The sequence below is a fragment of the Nocardia sp. NPDC004573 genome (genome assembly GCF_053602135.1).
The window spans coordinates 1-13,324 of the sequence record NZ_JBSGDA010000011.1 but is presented as its reverse complement, the minus strand read 5'-3'; the positions used below and the strand labels follow the sequence as shown (position 1 = coordinate 13,324).

Below are 13,324 nucleotides of genomic sequence, written 5' to 3'. Positions count from 1 at the left end.
GACGGGCCGGTCCGTCGAGAGGAGTTGCCGATGGATGCCGAACACTTCCTGCCGTTCCGCAAGAGCGCGGTGATCTCTCTGTGTGCCGACGAGCTTCCCGATGCGGAACGCGCGTCGTTCGCCGAGTTCGCGCGTTTGCTGGCGGCCGTGGTGCATCAGGAGTTCCACACGCGGAGCGAAGCGGTGCTCGACGCGTATCACGTGGTCGATCCCGCGGAGGACGAACGGGTGATCCGTGCCGCCACGCCCGAGGACCGGGCCGCGGCGCGGGCGCGGGTGGAGCGGGAGCTGGTCGCGCTTGCCGACGCCGCGGATTTCACGCGCATCGATGCCGCCGAGATCGAGCGCGCGTTCGCCGAGCACTCGTTGGTGAAGGTGCGCTTGGAGATCGACGAGGACGACATCGAGACGGCGATGTTCTTCCGGCGCGGAGTGTCACAGCGCACCGAACACCTCCGGTGGCTGTTCGGTCTGCGGCGTCGCAGCGTCGAATTCACCAGCTACGGCAAGGTTCTGGTGTACGTCGCGTTCGCCGAGCGTCCCGATGCGGTGGCGGATCGGCCCAACGGCGGTGTGCTGCTGAAGTTGTTCGGGAACGTTCCGAGCAACGATCTCGAGATGTTGTATCCGAGCGTCCGGGTGCGGATGCGGCCCTTGGACAAGCTGCTGATCGGGGTGCCCGCGGTGGTCTCCGGGATAGTCGTGGTCGTCACCAAGCTGGTGGCTTCGCTGGGGCCGCTGGTCCTGTTGCTGGCGTTCTGGGCCGGGCTGCGCGAAGAGTCCGTACGGCTGGATCAGGCCACGCTGATCACCCTGGGCGCGGGCTTGGCGGCCTTCGGCGGTTACCTGGTACGGCAGTTCTCCAAGTTCAAGAATCGCAAGATCAAGTTGATGAAGACGTTGTCGGAACACCTCTACTTCCGCAAGCTCGACAACGACGCGGGAGTGTTCCATCATTTGCTCGGCGCGGCCGAGGAGTCGGAGGTGAAGGAAGCCGTGCTCGCCTACCACTTCCTGCGCACGGCCGCCCGGCCGCTCACCGCCGCCGAACTCGATCAGCGCGTCGAGGACTGGTTCCGTCGGTGGTGGGGGACGACCTTCGACTTCCGGATCCGCGACGGGCTCCGCAGGCTGGGCGCATACGACCTGCTCATCGAACACGAGCACGGCATGCTGAGCGCGGTGCCGCTCGCCGAAGCGAAACAGCGGCTGGATCTCCAGTGGGACACCATGTTTCGTGTCCGACCGGACGGCAGCCGGCTCGGGGTCGCCTCCGGTTGAGCGGATGGCCTCGCGGCGGGGTGTGCCTTCAGCCGAGTGCGGGCACCGGATCGTCGCCACTGCGGGCGGTGGTTCCCTTCGCGGGGAGCGAGCCGTCGGGAGCGACTCCGGGGAATCGGCGGCGTAGCTGAGTGATACAGCGGAGCACTTCGTTCAGTTCGTTGCGGAGCCTACGCAACTCGGTGGCGCGTTCCCTCTGGCTCGATGCCCCGGTGTGTGTCATGGCCGCGATGAAGGAGTCCAGTTCGTCCGCCTCGGCGATGAGCAGGTCGACGAACTTCTCCGCCTGAGCCCGCTCCGCGTGGTTCTGCACCGCCGGCTCCTCCCACCCTGTCGCGGAGAGTTCTCTCCCCGCACGACGCTCCACGAGTAACGGCACGAAATCGCGCACGGACGCGTGCCCGAAGCGCTCATGGGCTCGTCGCACCACCAATGCCACGGCATCGGGGGCGACTTGCGGATGGCACTGCACGAGTCGTCGGACGACATATCTGATCTGGACGGCCTCGTGGTTGTGCATGCTCGGTCCCTGGTGAACGGCCGTACGTGCGGAACGCCCCGGCCACGCGTCGTGCGATTCCTGACGAACCGATCGTGGCGCGACTACCCGACTGGTCACGCCTTCAATGTACCGTTGTATGACGGTACGATCAATGGCGGCAAGAAGATTCGGATTCGCGCGCTCCCGCCCAGGAGAGGGCGGATGGCTACTGCGGCGCGGACCCCGTGGTGAGGTGTTCGGCAATCAGGATGCGGTGGGCCTGCTGGGCTGCATCGGCGCGGCGCCGGTCATCGATCGCACCGCTCGGCAGCTGTTCGAGCCCGCGGCTGAGAACCGCGATGGTGTCACCGAGCAGCAGCACCCGGTGTTCCAGGTCGTCGAGTCTTTCGGTGATGGCGTCCGCGTTCGCGATCCGGTCGGCGCCGGGCAGCACGGAGCGCAGGCGTGCGGGCACCTCGGTCGCGGTCCGGGCGACGGCGGTCAGCCACGAACGCGCGATGCGCGCGGAGGCTGTGGGCAGGTCGCTGATAGGGGACATGGCACCAGCGTCGTCCCGGCAGCAGTGGCTCGCCTAGGGTCCGACGACCCCGGCCGGAACGTCCGATGGTCCTCGCGCCGGACCACGGCCCCGGAACCCGAGAGGCCGGCGGCCATGTCATGGCATGCGTCTGTTCGTTCCGGGGTGCCGTGCGCGATTCGCCGGTCTGGTGACGATCACCGGCACCTGTGCCCCGTGCAGTACGGCTCGACTCACGGAACCGAGTGGCATCGAGGGCAACCCGTCGTGCCCGCGGTCGCCCACTACGATCAACCGCGCTTTTTCACCGACCTCGAGCAGTCGTCTGGCGGGACGGTCTTCGACCACGACGCGCCGCACAGTGACCTCCGGAAACGCTTCGGTGTACCCGGCCAGGCTCCGGTCGAGCAGTTCCGCACCCTCCTTCCGTGTTTCGGCGAGCGAGTCATCGCCGCAGGGGGAGAACGTATGCACCGCAAGGAGATCGGCGCCACGAAACGCCGCCTCGTCGAAGGCCGATCCGACGGCTGCGGCGCTGCTCTCGGAGGCGTCGACACCGACGACGACAGGCCCGGCACCGTGCTCGACGCCACGGGGAATGACGGCGACCGGGCACCCGGCCTGCCGGGCCAGCGCGGTGCTCAGCGAGCCGAGCATGGCGCGGCTGAACGCGCCGAGTTCCTGAGTGCCGACCACGAGCAGTCGCGCGTTCTCGGATCGGCGGCGCAGCATCGGAATGGGCGCGGCGTCGGTCAGTTCCGCGGTCACCTCGATCCGGTTGATCGGAGCGGATTCGGCGACAGCTGTGGCGTACGCGAACTCCAGCGCGTCCGACGCGCACCAGCGATACCTGGCGGGGGCGGACCGTTCGACATCGACGCCCGGCCCGTAGGCGCCGAGGACGCCGGTCGGATAGACCAGATGCAGGGGTGCGCGGCGGTGGGCGGCGTCGACGGCGGCCCAGCGTACAGCGGCGAGCGCTACCTCCGATCCGTCGACGCCCACCACGATCGGAGCACTGCTCGTAATGGACATGAGCGTTCCTCTCGTTCGCATGCCGGGGCCCGAATCGCGGCGGCGTATCTGGACGAGTGTCCATCGCCCTGCCCGGTCGGCAGTAGAGCAACCGGTAGCCTGCCTCGAAGGACCTAGGTCCCGGCTGCGCCGGGCCCGGGTCTTCTTGCTCGGCTCAGCCCCGAAGAATGCCCTGATCTCGCCCCGGATCCGGCCGCGCGCTCGCCGCCGAACTCGAGCACGGTGGCGAAGCGCGGTGAGGCACTCGGTCAGCGTCTCGGTGTCCGGGATCGCGGCTGTGTCGGCGTTGATCCCGATGTAACAGGTTCCGGCATGCGAGGTGCGGGTTACGTTGACGGCCGTGCCGGTGGTGGGTCCGAAGGCGTACATGCGATCGATGCGCGCCCCGGCGGTAGAGAGCGGTACAGGGGAGCCGGGGACGCTGGAGGCGACGAAGTCGACGTGTTCGAGCATGCCGGTCAACAGTCCGGCAGGCAGCCGGTTCAGCGTCGCCGCCACGGCGCCCGATAGTGGAATCGCCGGTTCGCGTCGCCGGCCCGCGACCGCGGCGCCGACGGCGCGCATGAGGTCCGCGGTCTCCGTGATGCCGGACGGTAGCGCGAACCGAGCGAGTGTGATGCGGTTGCCGCCGAGCGGGTCGGTGCGAAGGCTGATCGGCATCTCAACCGCAGCTGGTCGAGCGCCGCCCCGTGCCGGTGGTGATACTTGCGCAAGCCGATCACCACCGCGGTCAGGTAGACATCGTTGAGGGTGCAGCCCGCGCGGCCTGTGCGGCGCCGCGCAGTCGTGCGAGGGGCACGTCGAGCACCGCCAACCGGCGACCCAGGCTTCGCTGGGTCATCACGGGTGAGAACGTCGTGGTGATGGGCCGAGCCAAGCGGACCAGCGAACTCGCCAGCGCGGTGCCCTCCCGCAGCGCCCGGGCCGGATTGCCCAGCGCTCGCCATGCGGTCTGCGGCATCGCACGAATACCGCCGGCGAGCAGCTCCGAGCCGACCGACGCGTTCCACGTCACGATGTCGCGCAGCGCGCCCGCGTGGTTGTCCAGCGGGTCGCCAGGCAAGCCGCGGTCGGCGCCCGCGCGGTCGAAATCCAGCAGCGCCGTGGCGATCTGGATCCCGCCGATACCATCGGTGAGACTGTGGTGCACCGTCAGCACCAGCCGCGCCATCGAGACCGCTGAGCAACGTCGCCCGCCGCAGCGGACGGGCCGGATCGAATCCGGTCATGGCCTCGGTTCGGGACCGCTGGTCGATCCGAGGACCTAAGTCCCGGTGTCCGAGAGCAGGCCGACTCTGCTCCGGCCGTCCGCGAATGAGCAGAGTGATCGGTACCCGATCGCGGCACTTTCCCGAGCAGAGGGGCTCGCGGGTCCGAGACGGTACTGCCGGCACAGCGATGGCGCCGGCGGCGGCACCGATGTCTGCCTCCGGCGCCGCCCGGAAAGCCGCACGCCGATAGTGCCCGCCGACGGACAGCGAGGGAATGGAGCAGCCGTGCCGGTAGACGAGGACATCCGAACAGCGGACCGAATCACCCGCCTGGTCAATCGCCGGGCAGTCGTCGGCGCAGCGGTCGCGGTGGTGCGGGCGGGCCGAGTGGAATTCGTGGGGCAGGGCCTGGCCGACATCGACGCGAAGCGGCCGGTCACCCAGGACACGGTCTTCCGGGTCGCGTCCATTACCAAGACCTTCACGGCCATCGCGGTGATGCAGTTGTGGGAGCGCGGTCTGATCGATCTGGACGCGCCGGCCGACACGTACCTGCGTTCCTATCGTCTGGTGCCCGACGACGCGCGATTCGGGCCGGTGACGATGCGCCACCTGCTGACGCATACCTCGGGCATCGGCGAGACAGCGAATCCCCGCCGGGTACTGCGGCCCGATTCCGGGGAGAGCGTCGCGCCGGGCGAGCCCGTGCCCACATTGTCCGACTACTACGGACGTGGATTGCGCGTCCAAGCGGAGCCGGGCACGCGATGGACCTACACCGACCATGGTTTCGCCACGCTCGGGCAGATCGTCTCCGACGTCACCGGCATCGCCTTCGCCGACTATGTGCGCGACCGCCTCTTCCGGCCGCTGGGGATGTTCGATTCCGGTCTCACCGCGAGCGCCTTCACACCGACGCGCCGGGCGGTCGGATACACACTTCACGCGCGCGGGCCGAAGGAGGTCACCCATCGCGAGATGATCACCGCGCCGGCGGCCTCGGCGTACTCCACTCCACGTGACATGAGCAGGTATGTCACCGCGCTACTGAACGGCGGCGGGAACGAACACGGATCGGTGATCGAATCCGCCTCGCTGGCACTGATGTTCGCGCCGCACTACCAGCCCGATCCGCGCGTCCCGGGACTGGGCCTCGGATTCTTCCGCGGTCTGGCCGGGGACCATCCGGTGATCGAGCACCAAGGCATCCTGCCGGGGTTCAACTCCCAGATGTGGCTGGCCCCCGACGACGGGCTCGGACTCCTGGTCTTCGTCACCGGCGGACATCACGCGATGCTCTGGCTTCCGGCCGAGACCTCGGCGCTACTGCACGAACTACTCGGTGTCGCCCAGCCGGCGATCCGCGACGATGTCGCGCACCATCCGGAGATCTGGTCCGAGATCTGCGGGTACTACCTGTTACCGGGAGCGCTCACCGATGTGCGCGCCCGAGCGATGGTGGGCGCGGGGGTCGACGTGCGCATCGTCGGCGGTCGGCCGGTACTGCGGGTGCTCACGCCCATCCCCGCGCTGCTGCGCGGGCTGCCCCTGCACCCGGAAGATCCGGACGACCCGCTCGCTTTCCGCATCGATATGACGCGCTGGGGCATCGGTACCGGAAGGATTCTGTTCAGTCGAGATCCGGATGACGGGACGATGAGGATGCACTTCGATCTGCATCCGCTGACTTTGCGTAAGTCGGGAAACCCGTTGACCCATCGGGTCGGAAGGACGTCCCGATAAGCGAGCCTCGTGGGGAGGAGACCGTGGGCCGGGCCGAACCGCTGCTCGCCGCGCCGGTCAGCCGGAGTCGCTGGCTGGTGAGTCACCGCGCGGTCGCGCTGAGCGGCGGTGCCGGCACTCGGTGGATTCGGTATCGGGCTGACGTACCGCCTGGCGATCTCCAGCCGCTGCGGATGGTCGGCGTCGCGCTGGTGCATCTGGGCGGTGACCGCGGTCGCGGCAGCGGGCGTCGTGTCCGGGGCACCACCGGTCCGGCGCGGACCGCGCGCCGGCGATATATACCCCTGGGGGTATTATAGAGGTTGACGTAAGAGGAAGGCACAACCATGGTCGGCGACGAAACCGCGATCACCCAGACACTCAACAGGCTGCGCCGAGCGCACGGTCAGCTGGCAGGCGTCATCGCCATGATCGAGCAGGGGCGTGACTGCAAAGACGTGGTGACCCAGCTCGCCGCGGTCTCCCGGGCGCTCGACCGCGCCGGATTCAAGATCGTCGCGACCGGTCTGCGCGAATGCCTCGCCGGCCGATCCGCCGACGGCCAGGCCCCGATGACCGTCGACGAGCTCGAGAAGCTGTTCCTCGCTCTGGCTTGATTCGCCGTCGTTCCCGCCCGAAAGGACCGCACGATGAACTTGGGACTGTCCACCACGCTGCACACCAGCTTCGACGACGCCGTCGCTCGGACGCGGGCCGCGCTGAGCGAGCAAGGATTCGGCGTCCTCACCGAGATCGACGTCCGCGCCACCCTGAAAGCCAAACTGGACGCGAACATGGAGGACTACCTCATCCTCGGAGCCTGCAATCCGCCGCTGGCCCATGAAGCGGTCGACGTCGACCGGCAGATCGGACTCCTGCTGCCGTGCAACGTCGTCGTGCGGCGCAACCCCGACTCCGATACCGAGGTCATCGTCGAAGCGATGAATCCGCAACTCCTGGTGCAGGTCACCGAAGAACCGGCCCTGCAACCGATAGCCACGCGTGCGGCCACCAAGCTACAGGCAGCCATCGACTCCCTCGGTGCGTAGAATCACAGCCTCTGACCGAACCTACGAGGCGTTTTCCCTCCGCGTGCGGTCGGCGAGCCGCTCCGCGCGCTGTTTGATGCCCCGCAACATCTTGCGCTCCATCACGAGACTGCCCGGAACCATCACAGCGGCGAGCATCCTCATATTCACGACGTACGCCCTGTCCTTCGATTTCACCGCGTGCGCACGCGGCGGTGTGACGCAGGCCGGGTGGCCGGCACGGCGGTCAGCTCCGCGACCTGGCGATGATCACGCAGTTGCGCGGACTTCGACCATGCGGTGAGCATGGTGCGTGGCAGATCGGAGTCTGTGGAACCGTCGAGACCGACGACCACGGCAGCGGAGGCCAGCTGGTGCGGGTTGCCGAGGTCCTTCGGCAGCGCGGCCGCGCGGGCTCCGCGGACCCGAATACGCCGAGACCTCTCCCACCGGCTCGCCGTCAGGCGTCGTGCACGATGCGGTCGAGTTCGGTATGCGCGATCCGAAGTGGCGCGCGGCGTGGAAGTCACCCGCAGGGCTGGTCGAAGGCCGCGCAACTGCTGCCGCCGCGGCGCGGTGAGTTCGCACGGCTCGGTTCGACAGCCGACGCCCTGGTGCAGCATGCGTGGTGCCCCGGTTGTCGGCCGGCGATCTCGGTCAGGGCAGCGGAACTGTCCAGCGAAGTACGGCGCCTCCCGCGGGCCGGTTGGTGATGCTGAAGTGGCCTCCGGCGTGCTCGGCCCGCGCGGCGAGGTTGGCCAGCCCGCTGCGCCGGGCGATGTCTTCGGGCACGCCGGTGCCGTCGTCGGTGATCTCGATCGTGACGTCGTCGTCGATTCGGAGTTCGACCGACACCGTCGTGGCGGCCGCGTGCCGGACGACGTTGCTGACTGCCTCTCGCAGTACTGCTTCGACGTCGTCGGACAGTGGTGGCGCGAGGACGGTGACGGGTCCGGCGAGCCGGATGCTGGTCCGTAGGCCGGTGTCAGCGGTCATGTCGACCACGATGCCGTGCAAATGTTTTCGATACTTGGACGAGTCCGCGGTCGTGTTGCTCTGCAGGTCGAAGATGGAGTAACGGATGTCCTGGACGATGCTCTGGACGTCATCGATGGTGTCGATCAGCCGCGATTTGATCTCGGGTACGCGTGCCCGTTGTGCTGTGCCCTGTAGGGAGAGACCGACGGCGAACAGTCGCTGGATGACGTGGTCGTGCAGGCCGCGGGCGATGCGGTCGCGGTCGGCGAGGACGTCGAGTTCACGCATCCGGCGTTGGGTGTCGGCCAGTTGCAGGGCCAGGGCGGCCTGGTCGGCGAAGGCTGCCATCATGGCCTGCGTAGCGTTGTCGAGTGGTGCCGCTTGTGCCGGGCGTAGCGAGGCGAGGACGCCGATGACCGAGCCGCGCGCACGCAGCGGGAGGATCAGCACGGGTCCGGTGTCCGGCGCTGTGTCGGCGGACGTCTCATCCAGCAGTGCGTCGACGCTGACGGGCTGTCCGGTCCGGAATGCGTTGCCCGCGTGTGATCCGTCGACGCGCACGAACTTTCCGTTCATCGCTTCCGAACTGCGCCCGGCCGCGGCGGCAACCACGAGATCGGTCACTTCGTCGTGGGGGATGTCGGGATCCTCGGGCAGCGCGAGGAAGGTGATCGCCGAGCCGGTCAGTGCGAGGGCGCGTTCGGCGACGAACTGCAGAACTTCCTCGGGTTCGCCACCGGCCAGGAGTTCGGTCGCCACATCCCGGATGGCTTCGAGCCATTGCTGCCGGATACGGGACTGTTCGTAGAGGCGGGCGTTTTCGATGGCGATGCCCGCCGCGGCGGCCAACGCTTGAACGACGACCTCGTCGTCATCGGTGAAATCCTGCCCGCCTGCCTTCTCGGTGAGATAGAGGTTGCCGAATACCTCGTCGCGGACTTTGACCGGGACTCCGAGGAAAGTGTGCATGGGTGGGTGGTGTGCGGGAAAGCCGACGGAGGCGGGGTGGTCGGCGATTCTGCTCAGTCGCAGGGGTTTGGGTTCTTCGATGAGCAGGCCGAGTACGCCGTGTCCGCGGGGGAGGTCGCCGATCAGGACGCGGGTGTGGTCGTCGATGCCCTCGTGCACGAATTCGGCGAGCTTGCTGCTGTTCTCGTCGGTCTCGCGGACACCGAGCGCGCCGTAGCCGGCGTCGACGAGTTCGATGGCGGTGTGCACGATGGTGCGCAAAGTATTGTCCAGGTCGAGGCCCGCGGTGATCACGAGCATGGCTTCGATGAGCCGGTCCATGCGGTCGCGCACGTCGACGATCTGCGCGATCCGGTCTTGTACCTCGATGAGCAGCTCCCGAAGCCGCAACTGCGACAAGGTCTCCGTCACCGAGGCCCGGCCGTTCGATCCGAGCGTGTACCGCTGGCCCTCCATGAACCGCATTCTGTCACGATCGAGTTCCGGTTCCCCCGTTGCGCGATCGCCGGGACCGAACGAGGTCATCGAGACGGAACTTCCGGCCCTTTCAGCTTGGTGGCGAGTACCGCCGCTTGGGTGCGACGTTCGACGCCGAGCTTGGTCAGCAGTCGCGACACGTAATTCTTGACCGTCTTCTCCGCGAGGAACATCCGGCCGGCTATCTGCCGATTGGTCAGGCCTTCGCCCAGCAGCGCGAGCAGAGTGCGTTCCTGGTCGGTGAGCGCGGCGAGCGGACCGGTCTTGGCCTCCGCCTCCGACCGGAGCTTGGCCATGAGCGCCGCGGCCGCCCGGTTGTCCAGCAGCGAGTTGCCCGCGCCGACAACGCGGATGGCGCGTACGAGTTCCAGGCTCTTGATGTCTTTGACCACGTAACCGCTGGCGCCGGCGAGGATGGCGTCGAGCATGGCTTGCTCGTCGGTGAAGGACGTGAGGATCAAACACCGGAGGTGCGGATCGGCCGAGAGCAGTTCGCGGCACAACTCGATGCCGTTGCCGTCCGGCAATCGCATGTCCAGCACCGCGACATCGGGACGGAGGGCGGGTATGCGGGCCAATGCTTGGGAGTAGCTGCCCGCTTCCCCGACGACATCCAGGTCCGGCTCGAGGTCGACGAGGTCGGCGACGCCGCGGCGGACGATCTCGTGGTCGTCCACCAGGAACACCTTGACCATGGATAACCCCTTTCGTGCGGTCACTTCAGCCTACGGAGTCCCTGGTCGGCTCGCCTCGGAGTTCGGCCTCGGATCGGTGACCGAAGTCCCTTGACAGCCACCGGCCCCAGCCGATCGGCCCACACCTCCGCCCACTCGGTGAGCGGCTGGAGATGATCGATCAGCTGTCGTCCCGGTGCAGGACTCATTCGCGAAGCCTGCGCTGCAGGTCCCTCTTCTGTGTTGCACGCTGACCTGCTCTGGCCGGACATTGTGGCGCGGTCGCCAAGCCGCTGTGCGCCAATGCGACAGCCGGGCTGCGCCGATCCGCGCTCACTCGCTGTACATCGCGGCGACCTCCGTGGCGAAGTCGCGTAGCACGATGTTGCGTTTCAGCTTCAATGATGGAGTGATATAGCCGTTGGCTTCGGTCAGCTGGGTGCGCAGCAGGCGGAACTTGCGGACGGCCTCGGCGCGGGAGACGGCTCGGTTGCCCTCGTCGACGGCGGCCTGGATGTCGGCCAGGAGATCGGGATCGGTGGCGAGGTCGTCGACACTGGCGTCGGGGGGTTTGTCATGGAGTTGCTTCCAGAGGGGAAAGTGCTCGTCGTCGATGGTCAGCAGGCAACCGACGAACGGCTTGCCGTCGCCGACGACGATCACCTCGCCGATGATGGCGTTGGCGCGGATTCGGTCTTCGATCACGGCGGGCGCGACGTTCTTGCCTGCGGCGGTGACGATGATTTCCTTTTTGCGTCCGATGATGCTGAGATACCCGTCGTCATCAAGAGTGCCGAGGTCGCCCGTGGCGAACCAGCCGTCGCAGAACGATTCGGTGCTGGCGCGCGGGTTGTTCCAGTATCCGGTGAACACATTCGGTCCGCGCAGCAGGATTTCGCCGTCGTCGTCGATCCGGACCGATGAGCCCGGCAGCGGCTGGCCGACCGTGCCGATCTTGGGCCGGTCATCGGGATTGAAGGTGGCGGCCCCGCATGTCTCGGTCAGTCCGTAGCCCTCCAGCACAGTGAATCCGAGTCCCCGGTAGAAGTGACCGAGCCGTTCGCCGAGCGGCGCGCCGCCGGATATGGCGTGGGTGGCGCGCCCGCCCAGCGCGGCGCGCAGCCGACGGTAGACCAGCCGATCGAACAAGGCGTGCCGCATCCGGAGCGGAAGCGGGATTCGCCCGCCGTCGCGGGCGCGGCTGTAGGCGATCGCGGTCGTGGCGGCCAGGTCGAAAATTCGTTCTCGGTGCGCGAGTGCGGCTTTTGCGCGGGCGGTGTTGTACACCTTCTCGAAGACCCGCGGTACGCCCAGGATCAGTGTCGGCCGGAATGCGCCGAGTTCGGCGGTGACATCCTTGACGTCGCTGACGTGAGCGATGTCGACCGGGACGTACGCTGCGGCGACTTCGGCGATGCGGCCGAGCACGTGTGCCAGCGGCAGGAACAACAGCACCGAGGACTCTCCGATGCGGAACAGCGCCGGCAGCCGGGCGGTGATGTTGCCCAGTTCGGCCAGGAAGTTGCCGTGGGTCAGCTGACAGCCTTTCGGGCGGCCGGTGGTGCCGGAGGTGTACACGATCGTCGCCAGCGCGTTCGCCGCGACAGCAGCTCGGCGCTCGGCCACGGTGGTGTCATCGATGGGGGCGCCCTCCGCCGTCAGGGTCGCGACGGCATCGGCATCGATCTGCCAGATGTGCGCCAATTTCGGCAATTGATCATGTACGGCGGCGACCACTGCCGTGTGCTGATCGGTCTCCGTGACGATGGCGGACGCGCCCGAGTCCGAGACGATCCACTGCACTTGTTCGGACGAGGAGGTTTCGTAGACGGGGACCGAGACCGCGCCCGTGTACCAGATCGCGAAGTCCAGCAGCATCCATTCGTAGCGGGTGCGGGACATGATGGCCACCCGATCGCCCACCTGGATGCCGTTGGCGATCAGTCCTTTCGCCGTCGCCCACACTTCGGCGCGGAACTGGGCGGCAGTCACATCCTGCCAGCGGCCACTCACCTTGCGGGAGATGACCGCCAGGTCCGGATACCGTTCGGCGTTACGCTCGATCAGATCGGTGAGGTTCGCCTCGGCTGGTACTTGGTACAGAGCCGGCAGTCCGAATTCCTGCATGACCGGTTCCCTCCTCCGCGCTGCCGGAGGGGCGCCCGATGCGCTCGACCTGGATGAGCCGCGCACTACCGAGTATGGTCCGCGTCACACGGAGGCCGCGACGGACATTGGCAGTCGCGCGTAAGGACATAGGTCCTCTTCGGTGAGCAGTGCTCGGCCGCCATTCCGCACAGACACCGCTCGACGGTGTCGCGGTCCGAGGGCAGGGGAGAGAGGGACCATCGACCCTATGTGCAGGCGGTCCCCGCAGGGCCACGTACGCGCGCAGCCACTCCGGATGGGTAGCGACGGCGATGCCGCAGTCCGCGGCGGCCAGCGCCGACTCGTCCGCCGCACGCGCGTGCCTTTCGGGCCCGCGGACCAGGCCTCCCGGAAGACGGACAGCACAATGCCGCGCGCGAGGAGCTACGGCTTCTTCACGGACAGATAAGTGGCTGCGACGACCATCGCAGCGATGATGGCGGCGATGACGACTGCGGCAGTCGGCCAATCCATGATGGTTCCTTTCGTAATCTGTGACATCGACTGTCGTCTCGAGGCACATCGCTGTGGTAGGGCAATTGGCTATTCGGCCGGGGGCTCAAGGCCCTTACCGGCGCGGTCCGCAGACTTGATGGCGGACCTTCCGGGGCTGTCGCAGCCGTGCGTGCCGCTCCAGTCCGCGATCCACCCAACCACGCAGCTCGATGAATCTTCCCGCGCCTCGACTTTCCGAGGGAGATGCCAAGGTCACCGGCCCAGGTGACGTAGGGCATTCTCTCGGAGCGCGACCCCGGGTGCCGTCGTGATGTCGGGACACCGTA

Annotated in this window: 11 protein-coding genes; 4 read left to right on the top strand and 7 right to left on the bottom strand. The window is 67.6% G+C overall.

Going from position 1 to position 13,324, the window contains the following annotated elements; all coding sequences use genetic code 11:
• Nucleotides 1-30 precede the first annotated feature (30 nt).
• On the top strand, nt 31-1,281 hold the full coding sequence (locus tag ACWEKR_RS18935) for a TMEM143 family protein (protein WP_452355564.1): 1,251 nt from the start codon (nt 31-33) through the stop codon (nt 1,279-1,281).
• A gap of 28 nt (nt 1,282-1,309) precedes the next feature.
• On the opposite strand, the gene ACWEKR_RS18930 is transcribed toward ACWEKR_RS18935, so the two are convergent.
• The 4 genes from ACWEKR_RS18930 to ACWEKR_RS18915 all read right to left on the bottom strand — a co-directional run bounded on the left by ACWEKR_RS18930 (nt 1,310) and on the right by ACWEKR_RS18915 (nt 4,506).
• Nucleotides 1,310-1,801, bottom strand: a complete 492-nt coding sequence (locus tag ACWEKR_RS18930; protein WP_452355563.1) for a three-helix bundle dimerization domain-containing protein — start codon at nt 1,799-1,801, stop codon at nt 1,310-1,312.
• A gap of 187 nt (nt 1,802-1,988) precedes the next feature.
• Nucleotides 1,989-2,321 (bottom strand): hypothetical protein, encoded by a 333-nt coding sequence (locus ACWEKR_RS18925; RefSeq protein WP_195089590.1) that lies wholly within the window; start codon nt 2,319-2,321, stop codon nt 1,989-1,991.
• A 117-nt stretch (nt 2,322-2,438) separates the two neighbouring features.
• Nucleotides 2,439-3,995: a universal stress protein gene (locus ACWEKR_RS18920; RefSeq protein ID WP_452355562.1), complete on the bottom strand. Its 1,557-nt coding sequence runs from the start codon at nt 3,993-3,995 to the stop codon at nt 2,439-2,441.
• Between the two features lie 70 nt (nt 3,996-4,065).
• Nucleotides 4,066-4,506, bottom strand: coding sequence for a wax ester/triacylglycerol synthase domain-containing protein (locus tag ACWEKR_RS18915; RefSeq protein WP_452355561.1), 441 nt, complete (start codon nt 4,504-4,506; stop codon nt 4,066-4,068).
• A gap of 325 nt (nt 4,507-4,831) precedes the next feature.
• Here ACWEKR_RS18915 and ACWEKR_RS18910 point away from each other — a divergent pair, with 325 nt between their 5' ends.
• The 3 genes from ACWEKR_RS18910 to ACWEKR_RS18900 all read left to right on the top strand — a co-directional run bounded on the left by ACWEKR_RS18910 (nt 4,832) and on the right by ACWEKR_RS18900 (nt 7,317).
• On the top strand, nt 4,832-6,289 hold the full coding sequence (locus ACWEKR_RS18910) for a serine hydrolase domain-containing protein (protein WP_452355560.1): 1,458 nt from the start codon (nt 4,832-4,834) through the stop codon (nt 6,287-6,289).
• A gap of 326 nt (nt 6,290-6,615) precedes the next feature.
• Nucleotides 6,616-6,885, top strand: coding sequence for a metal-sensitive transcriptional regulator (locus tag ACWEKR_RS18905; protein ID WP_452355559.1), 270 nt, complete (start codon nt 6,616-6,618; stop codon nt 6,883-6,885).
• Between the two features lie 33 nt (nt 6,886-6,918).
• Nucleotides 6,919-7,317 (top strand): DUF302 domain-containing protein, encoded by a 399-nt coding sequence (locus tag ACWEKR_RS18900; RefSeq protein WP_452355558.1) that lies wholly within the window; start codon nt 6,919-6,921, stop codon nt 7,315-7,317.
• A gap of 636 nt (nt 7,318-7,953) precedes the next feature.
• On the opposite strand, the gene ACWEKR_RS18895 is transcribed toward ACWEKR_RS18900, so the two are convergent.
• From ACWEKR_RS18895 to ACWEKR_RS18885, 3 genes are all read right to left on the bottom strand, one after another.
• Nucleotides 7,954-9,708, bottom strand: coding sequence for a sensor histidine kinase (locus tag ACWEKR_RS18895; RefSeq protein WP_452355557.1), 1,755 nt, complete (start codon nt 9,706-9,708; stop codon nt 7,954-7,956).
• 56 nt (nt 9,709-9,764) lie between these two features.
• Nucleotides 9,765-10,415, bottom strand: a complete 651-nt coding sequence (locus tag ACWEKR_RS18890; protein WP_159850353.1) for a response regulator — start codon at nt 10,413-10,415, stop codon at nt 9,765-9,767.
• A 312-nt stretch (nt 10,416-10,727) separates the two neighbouring features.
• The gene (locus ACWEKR_RS18885; protein ID WP_452355556.1) at nt 10,728-12,521 is read right to left on the bottom strand and encodes an AMP-dependent synthetase/ligase; all 1,794 of its coding nucleotides are present in this window, start codon (nt 12,519-12,521) and stop codon (nt 10,728-10,730) included.
• Nucleotides 12,522-13,324: the final 803 nt, after the last annotated feature.